The 18,086-nt window shown below is 70.3% G+C and carries 16 protein-coding genes; 10 read left to right on the top strand and 6 right to left on the bottom strand.

What is annotated here, in order from left to right; translation table 11 throughout:
• Positions 1–131: 131 nt before the first annotated feature.
• Positions 132–590, top strand: a complete 459-nt coding sequence (locus AB0D12_RS04960) for an ATP-binding protein (protein ID WP_362677142.1) — start codon at positions 132–134, stop codon at positions 588–590.
• 43 nt (positions 591–633) lie between these two features.
• Here AB0D12_RS04960 and AB0D12_RS04955 read toward each other — a convergent pair whose 3' ends face one another.
• Together AB0D12_RS04955 and AB0D12_RS04950 are read right to left on the bottom strand one after the other, a co-directional pair.
• Positions 634–1,719, bottom strand: a complete 1,086-nt coding sequence (locus AB0D12_RS04955) for a DUF2637 domain-containing protein (protein ID WP_362677140.1) — start codon at positions 1,717–1,719, stop codon at positions 634–636.
• 210 nt (positions 1,720–1,929) lie between these two features.
• Complete coding sequence (locus AB0D12_RS04950) at positions 1,930–2,775, bottom strand: (2Fe-2S)-binding protein (protein WP_362677138.1); 846 nt, start codon at positions 2,773–2,775, stop codon at positions 1,930–1,932.
• Between the two features lie 149 nt (positions 2,776–2,924).
• Between AB0D12_RS04950 and AB0D12_RS04945 the strand changes: the two genes are divergently transcribed.
• The 3 genes from AB0D12_RS04945 to AB0D12_RS04935 all read left to right on the top strand — a co-directional run bounded on the left by AB0D12_RS04945 (position 2,925) and on the right by AB0D12_RS04935 (position 6,031).
• Entirely contained in the window at positions 2,925–3,755 is an 831-nt protein-coding gene (locus tag AB0D12_RS04945) for a GntR family transcriptional regulator (RefSeq protein ID WP_362677136.1), read from the top strand.
• A 180-nt stretch (positions 3,756–3,935) separates the two neighbouring features.
• Complete coding sequence (locus AB0D12_RS04940) at positions 3,936–5,561, top strand: alpha/beta fold hydrolase (protein ID WP_362677134.1); 1,626 nt, start codon at positions 3,936–3,938, stop codon at positions 5,559–5,561.
• Positions 5,562–5,677: 116 nt separating this feature from the next.
• Complete coding sequence (locus tag AB0D12_RS04935) at positions 5,678–6,031, top strand: hypothetical protein (RefSeq protein WP_362677132.1); 354 nt, start codon at positions 5,678–5,680, stop codon at positions 6,029–6,031.
• Positions 6,032–6,040: 9 nt separating this feature from the next.
• Here AB0D12_RS04935 and AB0D12_RS04930 read toward each other — a convergent pair whose 3' ends face one another.
• The 4 genes from AB0D12_RS04930 to AB0D12_RS04915 form a co-directional block, all read right to left on the bottom strand.
• A complete protein-coding gene (locus tag AB0D12_RS04930; RefSeq protein ID WP_362677130.1) occupies positions 6,041–6,553 on the bottom strand; it encodes a protein phosphatase in 513 nt (170 codons plus the stop codon).
• A 29-nt stretch (positions 6,554–6,582) separates the two neighbouring features.
• Positions 6,583–7,365, bottom strand: coding sequence for an SDR family oxidoreductase (locus tag AB0D12_RS04925; RefSeq protein ID WP_362677128.1), 783 nt, complete (start codon positions 7,363–7,365; stop codon positions 6,583–6,585).
• Positions 7,366–7,476: 111 nt separating this feature from the next.
• On the bottom strand, positions 7,477–8,340 hold the full coding sequence (locus tag AB0D12_RS04920) for a hypothetical protein (protein WP_362677126.1): 864 nt from the start codon (positions 8,338–8,340) through the stop codon (positions 7,477–7,479).
• A gap of 192 nt (positions 8,341–8,532) precedes the next feature.
• Positions 8,533–10,257: a PucR family transcriptional regulator ligand-binding domain-containing protein gene (locus AB0D12_RS04915; protein ID WP_362677124.1), complete on the bottom strand. Its 1,725-nt coding sequence runs from the start codon at positions 10,255–10,257 to the stop codon at positions 8,533–8,535.
• A 288-nt stretch (positions 10,258–10,545) separates the two neighbouring features.
• On the opposite strand from AB0D12_RS04915, the gene AB0D12_RS04910 reads away from it, so the two are divergent.
• The 6 genes from AB0D12_RS04910 (at position 10,546) to AB0D12_RS04885 (ending at position 17,999) form a co-directional block, all read left to right on the top strand.
• Entirely contained in the window at positions 10,546–11,445 is a 900-nt protein-coding gene (locus AB0D12_RS04910) for a xanthine dehydrogenase family protein subunit M (protein WP_362677122.1), read from the top strand.
• On the top strand, positions 11,436–12,020 hold the full coding sequence (locus tag AB0D12_RS04905; protein WP_327326793.1) for a (2Fe-2S)-binding protein: 585 nt from the start codon (positions 11,436–11,438) through the stop codon (positions 12,018–12,020). Before AB0D12_RS04910 ends, AB0D12_RS04905 begins: the two co-directional genes overlap by 10 nt.
• Before the next feature lie 5 nt (positions 12,021–12,025).
• Entirely contained in the window at positions 12,026–14,410 is a 2,385-nt protein-coding gene (locus tag AB0D12_RS04900) for a molybdopterin cofactor-binding domain-containing protein (protein ID WP_327326794.1), read from the top strand.
• A gap of 249 nt (positions 14,411–14,659) precedes the next feature.
• Positions 14,660–16,141 carry an NCS2 family permease gene (locus AB0D12_RS04895; protein ID WP_362677120.1) on the top strand — a complete coding sequence of 494 codons (1,482 nt, stop codon included), beginning with the start codon at positions 14,660–14,662 and terminating at the stop codon, positions 16,139–16,141.
• Positions 16,142–16,179: 38 nt separating this feature from the next.
• The gene (locus AB0D12_RS04890) at positions 16,180–17,331 is read left to right on the top strand and encodes an XdhC/CoxI family protein (RefSeq protein WP_362677118.1); all 1,152 of its coding nucleotides are present in this window, start codon (positions 16,180–16,182) and stop codon (positions 17,329–17,331) included.
• Positions 17,332–17,576: 245 nt separating this feature from the next.
• Positions 17,577–17,999, top strand: a complete 423-nt coding sequence (locus tag AB0D12_RS04885) for an RNHCP domain-containing protein (protein WP_327326797.1) — start codon at positions 17,577–17,579, stop codon at positions 17,997–17,999.
• Positions 18,000–18,086 lie beyond the last annotated feature (87 nt).

Raw genomic sequence — 18,086 nt, 5'->3', positions numbered from 1 at the left:
CCCTGGTTCGTTGATGAATGGACATGAGTGGTGTTCCCCGCGTGGGGCATGCATCTCGTGAACGTGTTCGGCAGAAGGGGTAGTTCCGAGAAAACCGGAGAAAGGGTCGTTTCGACGTGCGGGTGGGGATGATGACTGGGCGTCAGAGAGGGGCCGGTCCTGCCGCAAGCGGGCATGGCCGGGAACCTGGGGCGGAAGGAGAACCGGAGAGCCGGCTGCACCGCCGATTAGGGTGCGCGGATCTTACATCCGTTCCGGAAGTACGACGTGCGCTGCGGGATTTGCTGCGGCACTGGGGGAATCCGGACGGGGCAGATGTGGCGGAGCTGCTCGCGAGCGAGCTGGTGACCAATGCGCTGATCCATACCGATCACGGAGCGGTGGTCACGGCCACCGTCGCGGCTTCCACACTCCGTGTGGAGGTGCGGGATTTCATGGCCGGACTGCCTGTCCTGCGTGAACCGGTCGGCCAACTCGGCACGAACGGCAGGGGACTCGTCCTGGTGCAGAGCCTCGCCGACGCGTGGGGTGTACGGACACACGGCGTGGGCAAGGTGGTCTGGTTCGAGCTGTACGAAAGGCCGGCCTGACAGTCGCAGGCCGGCCTTCGCGTGAATCCTCCTGACCGTGCACTCAGCCGAACTGCCGCTCCAGATCAGTGAGCTTCTGCTCCAGAGAGTCCAGCCGCGGCAGCGTCTGGGTGTCGTCCTCGGCGGTGAGGTCGACCGTGCGCGGCTCAGAGCCATCGGTCATCTTCACGGCCTGGAGGGAGGGCCGGGGACGAAGCGGCAGTTGTCCCGGCTCTGGCAGGGCCGGCTCCGCGGCGGACCCGGCAGTGCCGGAGACGGCCTGCGTCGAACCAGTCGCGGAGCCCAGGGCGGGAAGCTCCGAAGACAGCTCGGGCATGCGGTGGGTGCGTCCGCGCCCCCAGGCCCGGTGCTGCCGACTGAGCGCCCTGATCTGCGCCCGCTCCAGCTTCTCCCGGCCTCGTCGGCGGAGTCGGTCCTGCTCCTTCTCCCGGCGGTCCTCGCGGACCTCGTCGACCGCCTGGTCCAGGGTGCGTACGCCCTCCAGAAGCATCAGCGACCAGGCGCCGAAGGTCTCCCGGGGAGCGCGCAGCCAGCGCACGACGCGGATCTGCGGCAGCGGCCGGGGAACCAGGCCCTGCTCGCGCAGCGCCGCCCGGCGAGTCTGCTTGAGCGCCCGGTCGAACAGGACCGCGGCCGACAGCGACATCCCGGAGAAGAACTGAGGGGCGCCGTCATGGCCGAACCCCCGTGGTGCGTGTACCCAGTTGAACCACGCTGCCGCGCCCGCGAACAGCCACACCAGCATCCGCGAGCCGAGCGCCGCGTCGCCGTGGCTGGCCTCGCGCACCGCGAGCACCGAGCAGAACATCGCCGCGCCGTCGAGCCCGAAGGGGACCAGATACTCCCAGCCCCCGCTGAGGTTGAGATTCTGCTGGCCGAAGCCGACGAGGCCGTGGAAGGAGAGTGCGGCGGCGACCGCGGCACAGCAGAACAGGAGCACATAGGAGGCCGTGCCATAGACCGCCTCCTTGCGCCTGCGGCGCTCCTCGCTGCGCTCCCAGGAGTCCTCGGGCGAGGCCTTGTCGCCGGTGCGCTTGCCGCGCGCGAGCACCGTCACCGCGACCAGGACTCCCAGGAGCATCACGCCGCCAGGAAGCAGCCAGTCCAGCGATATGTCGGTCAGTCTCATGGGCGGTGTCCCTTGCATCGCGGTAGAGCGTTTCGGCCGCCATAGTGTCCGAAGTCGCAGCGTGTCCAAGGGGTTTCGGGGCAAGAGAACGCCAATGGGGCTGTACGACATACAGATAGGTGCGATCTCGTCGAACTGTCGTATGCATAAGGGGAGTTGGTTCGATTTACCTCACCCGGTCGGATGGCGTGACGCAGGGCGTGCGGGAGATCAGACGCTCGGCTGGAGCTTCCTCACGCGGTCGGCGTCGCACGTACGCGGACAGGTGACGCAGGTGTCCTCGGGCCGGAGCGTGTAGAAGAGGCAGCAGCCGGCCCGGTCGCGGGTCGGCAGCTGCTCGCCGTTCGGCCCGGTGAGCTCACGGAAGCCGGCGGTGCCGACGTACGGCTCGGTGGCGCCCGGCAGCAGCTGCTCGAGCTCCAGTACGGCACGCCGCTCCGCGCCGAGCAGATGCGCGATGTACCAGAGGCCCTCGGCGATCTCGTCGGTCGCCATGCCCCACAGCGCACGCCTGCCGCGGCGCATCCGCGGCCGGAAGCCGTCCAGGACGGGCCCGATGTGCTCGGCGACGGCGGAGCGCACCTCGGCGCGCAGCGCTTCCTCGTCCTGTACGACACGGGCGCCGGGCAGCTGCGCGGCGGGGTCGTCCGGCAGGCAGGCGAATTCCCTCACCCGTACCGTCATCTGCCCCGCCACGCGCTGGAAGGCGACATCCTCGACGGGCACCCGTGGCACCCGGCGGTGCAGAAACCAGGGCACCGTGATCAGCAGACAGGCCGGCCAGGCGTAACGGTGCAGACCGAAGCCGGCGATCACATCGGGTCGGGCCTGCTGTCCGTAGTCCCGCAGGACCTGTGCGTTGTCCCAGGCGAGGAAGCCGTCAAGCGCGGGCCCACCGGCCGCGAGCTCGTCCGCGCCCACCCAGCCGGCGCCGGACGGGGCCTGCTCGCCGTCCATGAGCTCCCGTACGCGCAGCCCGGGGTAGACCTCGGCCAGGCGGGCATACGCGTCCTCGACGGGTGAGGTGAGGGTGGGCAACAGGGCGGGAACGGTCATGCAGGGACCACCGTATCGCGATCATTAGCAGGTTAGCCTTACCTTACCCGACGCGATCGATGTTTGAACTGTGGCCCCGTCCGCCTATCGTGCTCAGGGGCCCTGCACTCGCCGGCGGGGCCCCGGAACCCGGCCGGAGGAGGACTCGAGTGGAGCAGGCCCGAGCGCGCGATGCCGCGACGCCGCAGCCGTACGCGTCCGCACCCGTCCCCGAACAGGCAGGTAGCGGGCAGCCCGCGCGTCCCCTCACCCCGGAACAGGCCCGCATCCCGGAACAGGCCCTCACCCCGGAACAGGCCCGCATCCCGGAACAGGTCCGGGGCGAGCACACCCACAGCGAGCCGCCCGCGCCCCGCACGGTTCAGCGCTATTCGGTCCGCGGCCAGATCCTCGAAGCCCTGCGCACCGCCCTCGTCGACGGCGATTTGATCCCCGGCGAGGTCTACTCGGCCCCGGTCCTCGGCGAGCGCTTCGGCGTCTCGGCGACCCCGGTACGCGAGGCGATGCAGCAGCTGGCGATCGAGGGCGCGGTCGAGGTGGTCCCCAACCGCGGCTTCCGCGTCGCGGTACGCACCGCCCGCGAGCTGGCCGAGCTCGCCGAGGTCCGCGCCATGCTCGAGGTCCCGGTCATGCTCCGCCTGGCCCGCACGGTCCCCGCCACCCGCTGGGCGGCGCTGCGCCCGCTGGCCGACGCGACGGCAGTGGCGGCGGCGACGGGCGACCGCGCGGCGTACGCGGAGACGGACCGCGCCTTCCACCGCGCGGTACTCACCCTGTCCGGAAACCAGCAATTGGTGATGGTGGCGGACGACCTCCACCGCCGCTCCCAGTGGCCGCTGACGAGCGCACCGGTCACCCGCAGGGCTGACCTGGTGGCGGACGCGGCGGAACACATGGCGCTGCTGGAGGCCCTGGTGGCGCAGGACCTTGCGGTGGTGCAGTCGCTGGTGCGGGAGCACTTCACCGGCGCGGACGGCTGACGGCATCCGCCCGACGCCGGTCTCGGCCGACGATGTACGCGCCCTCGAGCAGCTCGGCGCATTCGGCCGCGGTTGGCTTGTGCGCCTCGTCGGGCCGCGGTGCTGTTGATGCGGATGCGTGCCGACGTCCAGGGTGTTGGTGGCATCGGGCGCTCAGCCGTGAAGGCGGAGGAACAGAGTATGCGCATACCCAGATGCATAGCGGGCCGCCGGCGTTATGCCGCGGCCACCGCTGCGGCGGTGATCTGCTCGGCGGTATTCACCGGGCCGGACCTCGCCGCGGCCGGCGGTGCGCCGTCACCTTCGGTGCCCGCCCCGAAGCTGGACTGGAGACCCTGCGTCCAGGGCAGTCGGTTCGACTGCGCGACCGCGAAGGTGCCGCTGGACTACCTCAACCCCGGTCGTCGCACCATCGAGCTGGCAGTCGTCAAACGGAAGGCAACCGGCCCCGGACGGCGCATCGGCACCCTGTTCTTCAACCCCGGCGGACCTGGCGGGCCCGGAACGGTGCAGATGCCACAGAATTACGAGTTCTTCCCGCGCGAGGTACGGGAGCGGTTCGACATCGTCAGCTGGGATCCACGCGGGATCGGCAGCAGCACCGCGGTGAACTGCTTCGACAGTCGCAAGGAAGCCGACGCGTGGAGTGCGGGCAAACCGGCCGGCTTCCCGGTGGGCGAACAGCAGCGGAAGACCTGGATCGCCGCGTACAAGGATCTGGCCCGGCGCTGTCAGCAGCGTGACCCCGAGCTCCTGCGCCATGTGTCGACCGCCGACACCGCTCGCGACCTCGACCAGCTCCGCCAGGCGGTGGGCGACCGACAACTCACCTACCTCGGGATCTCCTACGGCACGTTCCTGGGCGCCACCTACGCCAACCTCTTCCCCGGCAAGGTCCGCGCCATGGTTCTTGACAGCAACGTCGACCCCCAGGCCTGGACCCACGCCTCCGACGACGACCCCCGGCTCACAACATTCCTGCGCATGGGCGCGGACCGCGGCGCGGCAGCAGTCCTGGACAAGTTCCTCGCCCTCTGCGGGTCCACCACCACCGCCCGCTGCGCCTTCTCCGCCGGCAGCCCCAAAGCGACCCGGGACAAGTTCGACCAGCTGATGCGGCGGCTGAGGGGGCATCCCCTGGGTGCATGGACCTATGGCCGTACGGTCGGTGACGTCGTGAACAGCCTCTACATTGTCCACCCCGGATGGACGGGCCTCGCCGGCAGGCTGCAGAACCTGTGGCAGGGCCGCGTTCCGGAGCCGTCCCCTCTTCCATCCGCACCACCGGTCCCGAATCCGAACCCGTACCTGGGCGATGAACAGGCCGGTGCGGTGTTCTGCAGCGACAGCCCCAATCCCCGTGACCCCGCTGCCTACCACGCCATGGAGGAGGCCAGCGCGACCCGTGCGGGCGACGCCGGACGCTTCTGGACCTGGGCCGCCGAGGGGTGTGCCGACTGGCCGGCCACAGTGGCCAACAGCTATCGCGGCCCGTGGAACAAGCCGACGGCGCACCCCGTCCTTCTGGTCGGCACCACCTACGACCCCGCCACCCCCTACTCGGGCACCCAGGCCATGGCCAGAGAACTGGCCAACGCCCGCCTGCTCACCCACAACGGATACGGGCACACCGCGCTGCTCAACCCCAGCAGCTGCGTCAAGAACTACGAGAGCCGCTACGTCATCGATGGCACCCTCCCCCCGGTCGGAACAACGTGCCTGCAGGACACGCCTCCCTTCTCCGCACCCAAGCCGAGGGGTGGCGTCGCCACCGGGGGCGGAGCGATGGCCGGCACCGTCTCCTGAGTCCGGCTCCGGGCAGTTCCCCCGGGGCACATCGGTAAGACCGTGCGCGCGGATGTCGGTTTGCTGCATTATTCTGTGCCGCCGTTGACGAAGTCCGAACAAACGGGGGGCCATTCATGTCCGCGGAGCTGCCGGAGTCATCCATACCCGACGAGGCGTGGGAGGAGTTCCAGCGCGAGAGCGAAGGGCCCGCACGCCTCGCCGCGCCGAAGGAGCCCTCCGCGCGGGCGCGGATGGTGACCGAGCGGCTGCGGCTCGAGGACGAGGAGGCCGTCCGGCGGCAGCGCCGTCCGCGCGGGTGGGGGAAGAGGGCGGCGGTGCGCGCGGAGCCCGAGGCGTGGCGGGCTTGGCCGTCCCGGCAGCGGCAGGCGCGCAGGCGGCGGGGCTGGGGAGTCTTCGGGGTGGTCGTGACCGTCGTCGTCGTACTGCTCGTCATGAATCCGGAGAGGACACTGTCCTGGCTGGTGTGAGCCGGGGGCTCAGGGCGGCGACTCCAGGCCGGTCAGCAGTGAGGCGATGTCCAGCCCGGTCATGAGGTATCGCTCGAAGGCGAGGTTGTGCAGGGCGTACGAGGAGCGTCGGCGCCGGATCAGGTCGATCGCCCCCGTGCCGTCGTGGCCGAGCTCGATCAGCGTCTGGGCCACCACCAGGCCTGATCTGTTGTAGCCGGAGTAGCAGCGCACGAGCACGGTGCGCCCGGCGCGTACCGCATCGGCGGCCAGCACTGCCAGCCCGCGGACCCGGTCGATCTGCTCGGAGGTCAGCCAGTCGTCCGGGATCGGGGCGACATGGTGTTCGACCCCGTCCGGCGGACCGTGGCCGACGCGGGTGAACAGGCTGATCACCAGGTCGAATTCGCGTTCCACAACAGCATTGAGGCGCCGGTTCCGGTCGTCCTCCCAGACATGGCCACCCATCCAGAGGCCGGTCGTGATCTCGTCCCAGGGCGATCGGGGATCCGGAACGTGGTGGTCCGGGCGACGTGCCTTCACTGAACCCTCCCTTTGCGGGGAGGTCCACGCTAGGTGACGGAGAAGCCGCCGTCCACGAACAAGGTCTGGCCCGTCGTATACCGTGCGGCGTCGCTCGCCAGGAAGACCGCCGCGCCCGTCAGATCAGCCGGCTCGCCGTTGCGGCCCGCCATCGTGCGCGCCGCCATCGCCTCCGTACGGACCGGATCGTCGAACACCGCACGGGTCAGTGGCGTACGGACGAACCCGGGCGCGAGGGCATTGACGCAGACGCCGTGCCGCGACCACGCCTCCGCCTGGGAGCGGGCCAGCGCGGAGACCGCTGCCTTCGACACCCCGTACGCGCCACTGGCGCCGAAGGCCCGAACCGACTGCTGCGAGGCGAGGTGGATGATCCGGCCCCAGCCGCGGCCCGCCATCGACGGGCCGAAGCGCTGCCCGAGCAGGAACGGCGCGTCCAGGTTCAGGGACATCGTCGTGTCCCACTGCGCCTCGGTCAGATCGTCCAGCGGCGGACGGTGGTTGACGCCGGCGGCCGTGACCAGGATGTCCGGCTCGCCGACGAAACCGACCGCCCGCTCGGCCGCGGCCCGCAGCGCGTCCCGGTCGCCGAGGTCGGCGGCCACCCAGTCGGCCTGGTGGCCCGCCGCGCGGAGTTCCTCGACGGCCGTACGCAGCGGAGCCTCGCGCCGCGCCAGCACCACTACCCGCGCGCCCGCCGATGCGAGTGCCTCCGCGATGGCGCGGCCGATGCCGGAACTGCCGCCGGTGATCAGCGCCGTACGGTCTCGCAGGCCGAAGTGGCGGTCGAGGAAGTCATGCTGAGCGCTCATGCGCCCCGATCATGCCGCGCGCCCGATCATGCCCCGGCCCGACCATCCCCCCAGGCCCGATCATGCCGCAGGCTCGATCATGCCGCAGGCTCGATCATGCCGCAGGCTCGATCATGCCGCAGGCTCGGGCTGGGCCGGTGAGGTCTCGAGCGGCACGGTGGAGGTCGCCGGGGCCAGTTGAGTTGCCAGCCAGACCGGTACGCCGCCCAGCAGGCGGAACAGCCGGCCCGCCTCCGCCCGCAAGCGGCTTGCGTCCGGTTCCGGTTCGCAGTCGGCCAGCGCTGCCAGCGAAGGGGCCGTGCCGATCAGGTAGCCGAGCTCCTCGCGGATCCGCAGCGACTCGGAGAAGCCGTGCCGAGCCTCCGCCAACTCACCGTCCCGCAGGGCGAGTCCGGCCAGATGATGCCACGTGAAGGAGAGCAGCAGCGTGTCATCCTGCGCGGTGGCTCCGGCGTGCGCCCGCTGGTACGCGGCGCGGGCCGCCTGCGGCGAGTCGGCGATGTGCTCGGCGACCAGCCCGCGGCGGAAGTCGAGCAGCGGGCGCCTGGGCGAGGTGGGGGCGAGCAGTGCCGCGGCCCTGCCGAGTGCGGAGCGGGCCTCGTCGGCCCGGTCGCGTACGCCGAGGCGGGTCGCCGCGTAGGCGAGCCTCCCGCGCTCGCAGGCCGCGCCGCCGCGTTCGTCGTCGTCCCGGGCCACGGCCTCGGCCGTACGCAGCGCGTCCTCGGCGTCCGCCCAGCCGTCGGCGGTGAACAGACAGCGCTCGACGAGCAGTCCGGCCCGCTCGAGTGCTGCGGCGGGATTCGCTGTGTGGGCTTCGAGCAGGACTGCCGCATCGGTCCAACAGCCGCGCGAGCGCAGCCGCCATACCGCGGTCTGGAGGGGATCGTCACCTGCAGTGGTTCCGGAACCAGACATGGCGGTATGCGCCACATTGCCCTCCCCGAGCACGCCATTGAGCTGTTGAGTCAGTCGCATCTCAGCATGGATAGGCATGCCTGGCCAAGGGGTCAGGTGAATGAATTCACAATCGTGCGGCGGGTGATGGGGCGCGCGGGTGGTCAGTGGGGCGCCCGTTCACGAACCGGGGCCCCGCCCCAGACCTCCGCGCCTCAACCGCCGGCAAGGCCGGATTTTCCCGCCCGTCCGGGGGGCCGGGGCGGGCCGGCTTCAGCTCATCCTCAGCGCCAGGAAGAAGTCCAGCTTGTCCTCCAGGCGCGACAGGTCACGGCTCGTCAGTTGCTCGATTCTGCCCACCCTGTAGCGCAGTGTGTTCACATGCAGATGCAGGCGCGTCGCGCATCGCGTCCACGACCCGTCGCAGTCCAGGAACGCCTCCAGCGTCGGGATCAGCTCCGCGCGGTGGCGCCGGTCGTAGTCGCGGAGCGGGTCCAGCAGCCTGGCCGTGAAAGCGCGGCGCACATCGTCCGGGACGAACGGCAGCAGCAGTACGTGCGAGGCCAGCTCGTGGTGACCCGCCGCGCAGACCCTGCCCGGGCGCGCCGCCGCCACCCGGCGGGCGTGTCGTGCCTCCTCCAGCGCGCCCCGCAGACCTTCTGCCGAGCTCACTGCCGCGCTGACGCCCAGGGTGAGCCGGCCGTCGTCGGCGAGACCCGCCGAGAGCGGGTCGCGTACGGACAGCAGCAGCGCGTCGGCGTGCAGCCCGGCCTCGAAGGAGTCGACGTCGGGGGCGTCCGGGCCGAGGGCGCTCGCGGGCAGCGGGACCAGCGCGATCGCCTCGTCGCCGGTGTGGGCGACCGCGATCCGGTCCGCGGAGTCCGGCCCGGCCGCCGCCGGGTCGACCAGGATCTCCTCCAGCAGCGACTGGGCGACCGGGCCGGCCTCGATGGCCGTAGCCGAAGCGGCGGAAGCACCCGCACCCGCCGTCGTCGTCGCGTCCCCCCAGTCCACCCGCGCCACCACCACCTGCCAGTGCGGCGCCGTCCCGAGCCCCGGCAGCAGCACCGGAGCGGCCACCCGCAGACGCGCCGCGATCTCGGCCGGTGCCGCGCCCGTCTGGACCAGTTCCAGGACCTCCTGGGCGAGCCGTCGGCGTACCGTACGGGCCGCCTCACGCCGGTCGCGCTCGACGGCGATCAGCTGGGTCACGCCCTGCAGCAGATCCAGCCGCGCGGCGGGCCAGTCGCTCGCGTCCGCCTCGACCGCCAGCAGCCAGTCCGACAGGACCGTCTCGCGGACGTCCCTGGAGGCGGGGGTGGCGCCGCGGCCCGTGTTACGGATCGGGAAGAGGGAGTACGTCAGCCCGCGGACCGTCGCCCGATGCGGCCCGCGGCGGCCGGTGCGGGAGGCCGCCAGGTGCTCACCGGCGAGCGTGGCGCTCACGTCGCCGGGCAGCGGGTCGCCCGCGCCCGCGATCTGGCGGCCGGTGGGGGAGAGCACCCAGGCTCGAAGGTCCAGGTCGGAGCCGAGGAGGTCCAGGACAACCTCGGGTCCGCCGCCCGTCGGGCCGGAGGTCATCAGCCGCCTGTGCCTGTCCACGACTGCGGCGAGGTCCCCGGCCCGCTCGCCGGAGACCTGGCGCACCACATGCTCAGTGATCGTCGCGAATGCAACGGATTCATTGACTGCAAAGAGGGGCAGCCGATGGCGCGAACACGCCTCGACGAGATCACCCGGGATGTTTCCCAGCTCCGCCTCGCCGGCCGCCAGACCGGCCACCCCGGCGCCTGCCAGGATCCGGACGAACGGCTCGGAGTCCGCGGCCGTGCGCCGCCAGGCGAGGCCCGTCAGCACCAGTTCGCCGCCCGAGAGATAACGGCTCGGATCTCGCAGGTCGGTGGTCATCACACCGCGTACACCGCGGTCCAGTTCGTCCTCGCCGCCGAGCAGCCGCAGCCCCAGCGCGTCGGTTTCCAGCAGTGCGCGCAGCCGCATCTCGTCGCCACCGATCTGTCTCGTTGTTGCCGGTGGCCGTGACCACCGTTTCCAGGGGAAAACAGTGAGGTTACTGAGCCCCGCCTTTCGTTCGAATCTACAAGACGGGACAGGCGACCAGCCAACTCCTTCATGGTTTCGGTGACTGCACCAGGCGCAGCCCGGCTTGTGTACTGGGGCCACAGCGCGTTAACAGCACATGAATAAGCGCATGAAAAAACAGTCGAGGGCCAGCCGTCCCGGGCCCGCTGCGATGAACGCCCACGATTGAGAAGAAGAGAGCCACTCATGGACTTCCTTCGCCCCGCCAGCTGGGAGGAGGCGCTCGCCGCCAAGGCCGAGCACCCCACCGCTGTGCCCATTGCGGGCGGCACCGATGTGATGGTCGAGATCAACTTCGACCACCGCCGGCCGGAGTACCTCCTGGACCTGAACCGCATCGGCGAGCTGTGCGAGTGGGAGGTCGGCGAGGACACCGTCCGACTGGGCGCCTCCGTTCCGTACACCCAGATCATGGAGAACCTCCGGGCCGAACTGCCCGGACTGGCACTGGCGTCGCACACGGTCGCATCGCCCCAGATCCGCAACCGCGGCGGCGTCGGCGGCAACCTCGGCACCGCGTCCCCGGCCGGCGACGCCCACCCGGCGCTGCTCGCCGCGGGCGCCGAGGTCGAGGTCGAGTCGGTACGCGGCAGCCGCCGCATCCCGATCGACGCGTTCTACACCGGCGTCAAGCGCAACGCGCTGGCGGCGGACGAGCTGATCCGGGCCGTCCACATCGAGAAGGCCGACGGACCGCAGCAGTACTCGAAGGTGGGCACCCGCAACGCGATGGTGATCGCGGTCTGCGCCTTCGGTCTGGCCCTGCACCCGGAGACCCGCACGGTGCGCACCGGCATCGGCTCCGCCGCCCCGACCCCGGTCCGGGCGAAGGCGGCCGAGGAATTCCTGAACGCCGCGCTGGAAGAGGGCGGCTTCTGGGACAGCAGGAAGATCATCACCCCGTCGATCGCCAAGCAGTTCGCGGAGCTCGCTTCCGGCGGCTGCAACCCGATCGACGACGTGCGGGGCACCGCGAGCTACCGCCGTCACGCGGTCGGCATCATGGCCCGCCGGACCCTCGGCTGGACCTGGGAGGCATACCGGGGCAACGGCCACGGCACAAAGGGAGGCGCACAATGCGCGTGAACTTCACGGTCAACGGTCGTCAGCAGGAAGCGGACGACGTGTGGGAGGGCGAGAGCCTTCTCTACGTGCTGCGTGAGCGCATGGGCCTGCCGGGCTCCAAGAATGCGTGCGAGCAGGGCGAGTGCGGCTCCTGCACGGTCCGGCTCGACGGCGTCCCGGTCTGCTCCTGCCTCGTTGCCGCAGGTCAGGTCGAGGGCCGCGAGGTCGTCACCGTAGAGGGCCTGGCGGACTTCGCCAAGCAGCGTGCCGAGCACGGCGGCTGCGCCACGGCCGCCTGCGGCACCACCCTGGACCAGGCCAAGCAGTGGGAAGCCAAGCCTTCCGACTCGCAGACCGGCGAGGGCTCCGAGCTCTCCCCGATCCAGCAGGCGTTCATCGACGCCGGCGCCGTGCAGTGCGGGTTCTGCACGCCCGGTCTGCTGGTCGCCGCCGACGAGCTGCTCGAGCGCAACGCCGAGCCGTCCGACGCGGACATCCGCGAGGCGCTCTCCGGCAACCTCTGCCGCTGCACCGGTTACGAGAAGATCCTCGACGCGGTCCGCCTCGCGGCCGCCCGCCAGGAAGAGGCGGTCTGAGAACCATGGCCACCATCGGTACTCCCACCAACATCTCCCAGGGCTCCCGGACCAAGGGCGGCATCGGCGAGTCGACGCTGCGTCCCGACGGCACCCTCAAGGTCACCGGTGAGTTCGCGTACTCCTCGGACATGTGGCACGAGGACATGCTCTGGGGCCACACGCTGCGCTCCACCGTCGCGCACGCCGAGATCAAGTCGATCGACGTCTCCGAGGCGCTGGCGACGTCCGGCGTCTACGCCGTACTGACCTACGACGACCTGCCCACCGAGGTGAAGAACTACGGCCTGGAGATCCAGGACACCCCGGTCCTCGCTCACGGCAAGGTCCGCCACCACGGCGAGCCGGTGGCCCTGGTCGCCGCCGACCACCCGGAGACCGCGCGCCGCGCCGCCGCCAAGATCAAGATCGAGTACGTCGAGCTGCCGGTCATCACGGACGAGGCGTCCGCGACCGCTCCCGACGCGATCCTGGTCCACGAGGGCCGCGACGACCACCACATCGGTCATGTCCCGCACCCGAACATCGTGCACCGCCAGCCGATCGTCCGCGGCAACGCCGACGAGGCTGCCGAGCGCGCCGACGTCATCGTCAAGGGCGAGTACACCTTCGGCATGCAGGACCAGGCCTTCCTCGGCCCGGAGTCCGGCCTCGCGGTCCCCTCCGAGGACGGCGGCGTCGAGCTGTACGTCGCCACCCAGTGGCTGCACTCTGACCTCCGTCAGATCGCCCCCGTCCTCGGCCTGCCCGAGGAGAAGATCCGGATGACGCTCTCCGGCGTCGGCGGTGCCTTCGGCGGCCGTGAGGACCTGTCGATGCAGATCCACGCCTGCCTCCTGGCGCTGCGCACCGGCAAGCCGGTCAAGATCGTCTACAACCGGTTCGAGTCCTTCTTCGGGCACGTCCACCGGCACCCGGCGAAGCTCTACTACGAGCACGGCGCCACCAAGGACGGCAAGCTCACGCACATGAAGTGCAGGATCGTCCTGGACGGCGGCGCGTACGCCTCCGCATCCCCGGCGGTCGTCGGCAACGCGTCCTCGCTCAGCGTCGGCCCGTACGTCGTCGACGACGTCGACATCGAGGCGATCGCGCTCTACTCGAACAACCCGCCCTGCGGCGCCATGCGCGGCTTCGGCGCGGTCCAGGCGTGCTTCGCCTACGAGGCCCAGATGGACAAGCTCGCGGCGAAGCTGGGCATCGACCCGGTGGAGTTCCGCCAGCTCAACGCGATGGAGCAGGGCACGATCATGCCGACCGGGCAGCCGGTCGACTCCCCGGCCCCGGTCGCGGAGCTGCTGCGCCGTGTCAAGGCCAGGCCGCTGCCGCCCGAGCAGCAGTGGCTCACGGCCGGTGAGGAGGCGGACGTCCGCGCCCTGCCGGGCGGTCTGTCCAACACCACGCACGGCGAGGGTGTCGTCCGCGGTGTCGGCTACGCGGTCGGCATCAAGAATGTCGGCTTCTCCGAGGGCTTCGACGATTACTCCACCGCGCGGGTGCGTATGGAGGTCGTGGGCGGTGAGCCGGTCGCGACCGTGCACACCGCGATGGCGGAGGTCGGCCAGGGCGGTGTCACCGTCCATGCTCAGATTGCCCGTACCGAGCTCGGTGTCTCGCAGGTGACGATCCACCCGGCCGACACCCAGGTCGGCTCGGCCGGCTCCACCTCCGCCTCCCGTCAGACGTACGTCACCGGCGGCGCGGTCAAGCACACCTGCGAGAACGTCCGCGAGAAGGTCCTGGAGATCGGCCGCCGCAAGTTCGGCTCGTACCACCCCGCCTGGGCCACCGCCGAGCTCCTGCTCGAAGGCGGCAAGGTCGTCACCGACGGCGGTGAAGTCCTCGCCGACCTGGTGGACGTACTCGAGGGCGAGTCGGTCGACCTGGAGCTCGAGTGGCGCCACCGCCCCACCGAGGCCTTCGACCTGCATACGGGTCAGGGCAACGGCCACGTCCAGTACTCGTTCGCCGCGCACCGCGCGGTCGTCGAGGTGGACACCGAGCTCGGCCTGGTCAAGGTCGTCGAGCTCGCGGTCGCCCAGGACGTCGGCAAGGCGCTCAACCCGCTGTCCGTCGTCGGCCAGATCCAGGGTGGCACCACCCAGGGCCTGGGCGTCGCGGTCATGGAGGAGATCATCGTCGACCCGAAGACAGCGAAGGTGCGCAACCCCTCCTTCACGGACTATCTGATCCCCACCATCCTCGACACGCCGACCATCCCCGTCGACGTACTCGAGCTGGCAGATGACCACGCGCCGTACGGACTGCGCGGCATCGGCGAGGCCCCGACCCTTTCGTCGACCCCGGCCGTCCTCGCGGCGATCCGGAACGCGACGGGGCTGGAGCTCAACAGGACACCGGTACGCCCCGAGCACCTCACCGGTACCTGATCCCCGCCTTCTCCGGGCGGTGCGCCGTGCCTCCGAGGAACGTCACACTTCCCGACCGCCTGTCGCGCCGCCCGGAGAACTCAAGTACCGCACCGCTCGCGGTCCTTGAAACCCAGCACCACGAGCAGCACCCGGCACCATCCAGTTCGCCTCGGGCCGTCCCCCGGGTCGTGCAGCCAGCGCACCATCCCAAATCCCGCGATTTCAGTCCCCATGCGGGTGCCCCTGTGAACCTTGGGAGTAGGCACCATGACCCAGCAGTCTCTTGAGACCAAGACCACGGCGGAGGACGCCGGCGCGGGTACGCGCCAGCCCGCCGGAAGGTCCTGGCTCGACCGGTACTTCCACATAACCCAGCGAGGATCGACCGTCGGTCGGGAGGTGCGTGGCGGCATCACCACCTTCATGGCGATGGCGTACATCATCCTTCTCAACCCGGTGATTCTCTCGGTTCCGGATGCGGCCGGTCACAGGCTCGACGGTGATCAGCTCACCACCGCGACCGTCTTCGCCGCCGCGGCCACCACCATCGTGATGGGCTTGATCGGCAATGTGCCGCTGGCCCTCGCGGCGGGACTCAGCGTCTCCGCCGTCATGGCCTTCCAGGTCGCCCCGGAGATGACCTGGGAAAACGCGATGGGCATGTGCGTCATCTACGGCGCCGTGATCGTCCTGCTCGTCGTCACCGGCCTGCGCGAACTGATCATGAACGCCATCCCCTTGGCACTGAAGCACGCGATCACCATGGGGATCGGCCTCTTCGTCTGCCTCATCGGCCTGGTCCAGGCGGGTTTCGTCACCTCCATGCCCGGAGACGGCGGTATCGCCGGAGCCAAGCCGATCCAGCTCGGCACGAGCGACATGCTCACCGGCTGGCCGGTGCTCTGCTTCGCCGTCACCGTCCTGCTGATCTTCCTGCTGCAGGTCCGCAAGGTCCCCGGCGCGATCCTCATCGGCATCGTCGGCGGTACGGTCTTCGCCGCGGTGGTCCACCAGTTCGCGGGCCTCGACAAGAAGGCCTGGGGCGGACTGAACGCACCCGAGATCACCGGCTCCATCGTGAGCACGCCGGACTTCGGTCTCTTCGGCAGTGTCTCTTTCAGCGGCATGGGTGGCGTCGGTGGCATCACCGTCGGCGTCATCGTCTTCACCCTGGTGCTGGCCGGCTTCTTCGACGCCATGGGCACCATCATCGGCATCGGCCAGCAGGCCGAACTCGCCGACGACAAGGGCAAGATGCCGGGCCTCAACAAGGCCCTGGCCATCGATGGTGCGGGCGGCGCGTTCGGCGGCCTCGCCGGCGCCTCCGGCCAGACGGTGTTCGTGGAGTCCACGGCGGGCGTCGGTGACGGTGCGCGCACCGGCTTCGCCAGCGTGATCACCGGTCTCGCCTTCACGCTCTGTCTGTTCTTCACTCCACTCGCCCAGGTCATCCCCACCCAGGTGGCCGCCGCCGCGCTCGTCGTCATCGGATCGATGATGATGACCAATGCCAAGCACATCGACTGGAACGACCAGGCCACCGCGATCCCGGTGTTCCTGACCACCGTGCTGATGCCCTTCACGTACTCGATCACCGCGGGCATCGCGGCGGGCGTCATCGCCCACGTCCTGATCAAGGCCGTGCAGGGCAAGGCGCGCGACGTCGGCTGGCTTATGTGGGTGCTGTCCGTCGTCTTCCTGGCCTACTTCGCCCTTCACCCGATCGAGGGCTGGCTGGGAGTCAAGTAACTCCCCGTCACCCCTACACACACCTTGAGGAGACCGACGTGCTGGACATCGCCGAAGAGCTGAACCGGTGGGTCGAGCAGGGCCGCGAATTCGCTGTCGCCACCGTGGTGGCGGTCGGCGGCAGCGCGCCCCGGCAGCCGGGCGCCGCTCTCGCGGTGGACAGCGAGGGCACGGCGATCGGGTCGGTCTCCGGAGGGTGTGTGGAAGGGGCGGTGTACGAGTTGTGTCAGCAGTCGCTCGAGGACGGTCTCACCGTCCTCGAGCAGTTCGGCTACAGCGACGAGGATGCCTTCGCCGTGGGCCTGACCTGCGGCGGAATCATCGACATCCTCGTCACGCCGGTACGCGCGGACTCTCCCGCGAGGGAGGTGTTCGCGGCCGCGGTGTCCGCCGCCGCCCAAGGGGAGGCGGCGGCGGTCGCGCGGATCACCGACGGACCGGCGGAGGTCAGGGGCCGTGCGCTGCTGGTCCGGCCGGACGGTTCGTACGACGGGGTCCTCGGCGGTCACCCCGAGCTGGACCGCACGGCTGCGGCCGAGGCCCGCGCGCTGCTGGACGCCGGCCGTACCGGCACGGTCGTCGTCGGCGAGGACGGCAGCCGCTGCGGACAGCCGTTGACGCTTCTGGTCGAATCGAGCGTCCCGGCCCCCCGCATGATCGTCTTCGGTGCGATCGACTTCGCGTCGGCACTGGTCCGGGTCGGCAAGTTCCTCGGCTACCACGTCACGGTCTGCGACGCCCGTCCCGTCTTCGCGACGAGGACCCGCTTCCCGGAGGCGGACGAGATCGTCGTCGACTGGCCGCACCGCTATCTGGAGTCGACGGAGGTGGACGGCCGCACCGTCCTCTGCGTCCTCACTCACGACGCCAAGTTCGACGTTCCGCTGCTCGAACTGGCCCTGAGACTTCCCGTCGCCTATATCGGCGCGATGGGTTCCCGGCGTACGCATGAGGACCGCAACAAGCGGTTGCGTGAGGTCGGCGTGACCGAACTCGAACTGGCCCGACTGCGCTCGCCGATCGGCCTGGACCTCGGCGCGCGTACGCCGGAGGAGACGGCGCTGTCGATCGGTGCGGAGATAGTGGCGAAACGGCGCGGCGGCAGCGGAGTCTCCCTGACGGGAGCGCACACCCCGATCCACCACGATGGCCTGCAGGCCTCGGTGGGGCGGATAGGTTCGGTCGCCTGACGCCGTTTGCAGCCTTCCGTTGCCCGGCGTGCTGAATAAATTCGGTTGCTGTACGCCCGTGCGGCGGGATCTCATCAGGCGACCGGATGTCGAGGCAGAGGTGGTGCGTGTATGCCCAGGGCCCAGCGGAACCGTTCTCGCGATCGAGGAAGGCCTCCCGCCCTCGCGGTATGAACTCCCTTGATGCGAGACGGCGTTCAGAGCTGACGCCCATCCCGCGCATCACACCAGGAGTCGTGTCCACGATGTCCCGCAGCACCTCACGCAAGACCCCGGGCAACGCCTCACGCAACACCCCGGGCAACACCTCCAGGCGCGCCCGCACCGAAGCGCGTGCCCAGTCCTTCCGCTGCCTTCACTGCGGTCTCGACGTATCGATGACCGCAGCCGGTACCGGTCACCGCAATCACTGCCCCAACTGCCTGTGGAGCCGTCATCTCGACGACACCCCCGGCGACCGGGCTGCCGACTGCGGAGCCCGGATGGAACCTCTCGCCATCTCCGTCCGCGGCGACGGCGAGTGGGTGCTCGTCCACCGCTGCACCGGTTGCGGGGTGCTCCACGCCAACCGCACGGCGGGTGACGACAATGCCCTGCCGCTGACCCGGCTCGCGGTGCGCCCGCTGGCCCAGCCGCCGTTCCCGCTCGAGCGGCTCGGCACTCTCTGAGGAGTGTCCGGATCTCGAACTGCCTTCCGCCCATGGCTGACTGGTTCGAGATCCGGTCTCTCCGTGCTGTAGAAGAGCGCGCTTCAG

The organism is Streptomyces sp. NPDC048479 (assembly GCF_040651435.1).
Classification (GTDB): Bacteria; Actinomycetota; Actinomycetes; order Streptomycetales; family Streptomycetaceae; genus Streptomyces.
Note: the sequence above shows the minus strand (reverse complement) of the source record. Positions and strands in the feature narration are given on the sequence as shown.

What these genes read in the sequence shown, in the direction of transcription:
- AB0D12_RS04960 (WP_362677142.1), top strand. Translation starts at nt 132, where the DNA reads ATGACTGGGCGTCAGAGAGGGGCCGGTCCTGCCGCAAGCGGGCATGGC.
- AB0D12_RS04955 (WP_362677140.1), bottom strand. Translation starts at nt 1,719, where the DNA reads ATGAGACTGACCGACATATCGCTGGACTGGCTGCTTCCTGGCGGCGTG.
- AB0D12_RS04950 (WP_362677138.1), bottom strand. Translation starts at nt 2,775, where the DNA reads ATGACCGTTCCCGCCCTGTTGCCCACCCTCACCTCACCCGTCGAGGAC.
- AB0D12_RS04940 (WP_362677134.1), top strand. Translation starts at nt 3,936, where the DNA reads ATGCGCATACCCAGATGCATAGCGGGCCGCCGGCGTTATGCCGCGGCC.
- AB0D12_RS04935 (WP_362677132.1), top strand. Translation starts at nt 5,678, where the DNA reads ATGTCCGCGGAGCTGCCGGAGTCATCCATACCCGACGAGGCGTGGGAG.
- AB0D12_RS04925 (WP_362677128.1), bottom strand. Translation starts at nt 7,365, where the DNA reads ATGAGCGCTCAGCATGACTTCCTCGACCGCCACTTCGGCCTGCGAGAC.
- AB0D12_RS04920 (WP_362677126.1), bottom strand. Translation starts at nt 8,340, where the DNA reads ATGCGACTGACTCAACAGCTCAATGGCGTGCTCGGGGAGGGCAATGTG.
- AB0D12_RS04915 (WP_362677124.1), bottom strand. Translation starts at nt 10,257, where the DNA reads ATGCGGCTGCGCGCACTGCTGGAAACCGACGCGCTGGGGCTGCGGCTG.
- AB0D12_RS04910 (WP_362677122.1), top strand. Translation starts at nt 10,546, where the DNA reads ATGGACTTCCTTCGCCCCGCCAGCTGGGAGGAGGCGCTCGCCGCCAAG.
- AB0D12_RS04905 (WP_327326793.1), top strand. Translation starts at nt 11,436, where the DNA reads ATGCGCGTGAACTTCACGGTCAACGGTCGTCAGCAGGAAGCGGACGAC.
- AB0D12_RS04900 (WP_327326794.1), top strand. Translation starts at nt 12,026, where the DNA reads ATGGCCACCATCGGTACTCCCACCAACATCTCCCAGGGCTCCCGGACC.
- AB0D12_RS04895 (WP_362677120.1), top strand. Translation starts at nt 14,660, where the DNA reads ATGACCCAGCAGTCTCTTGAGACCAAGACCACGGCGGAGGACGCCGGC.
- AB0D12_RS04885 (WP_327326797.1), top strand. Translation starts at nt 17,577, where the DNA reads ATGTCCCGCAGCACCTCACGCAAGACCCCGGGCAACGCCTCACGCAAC.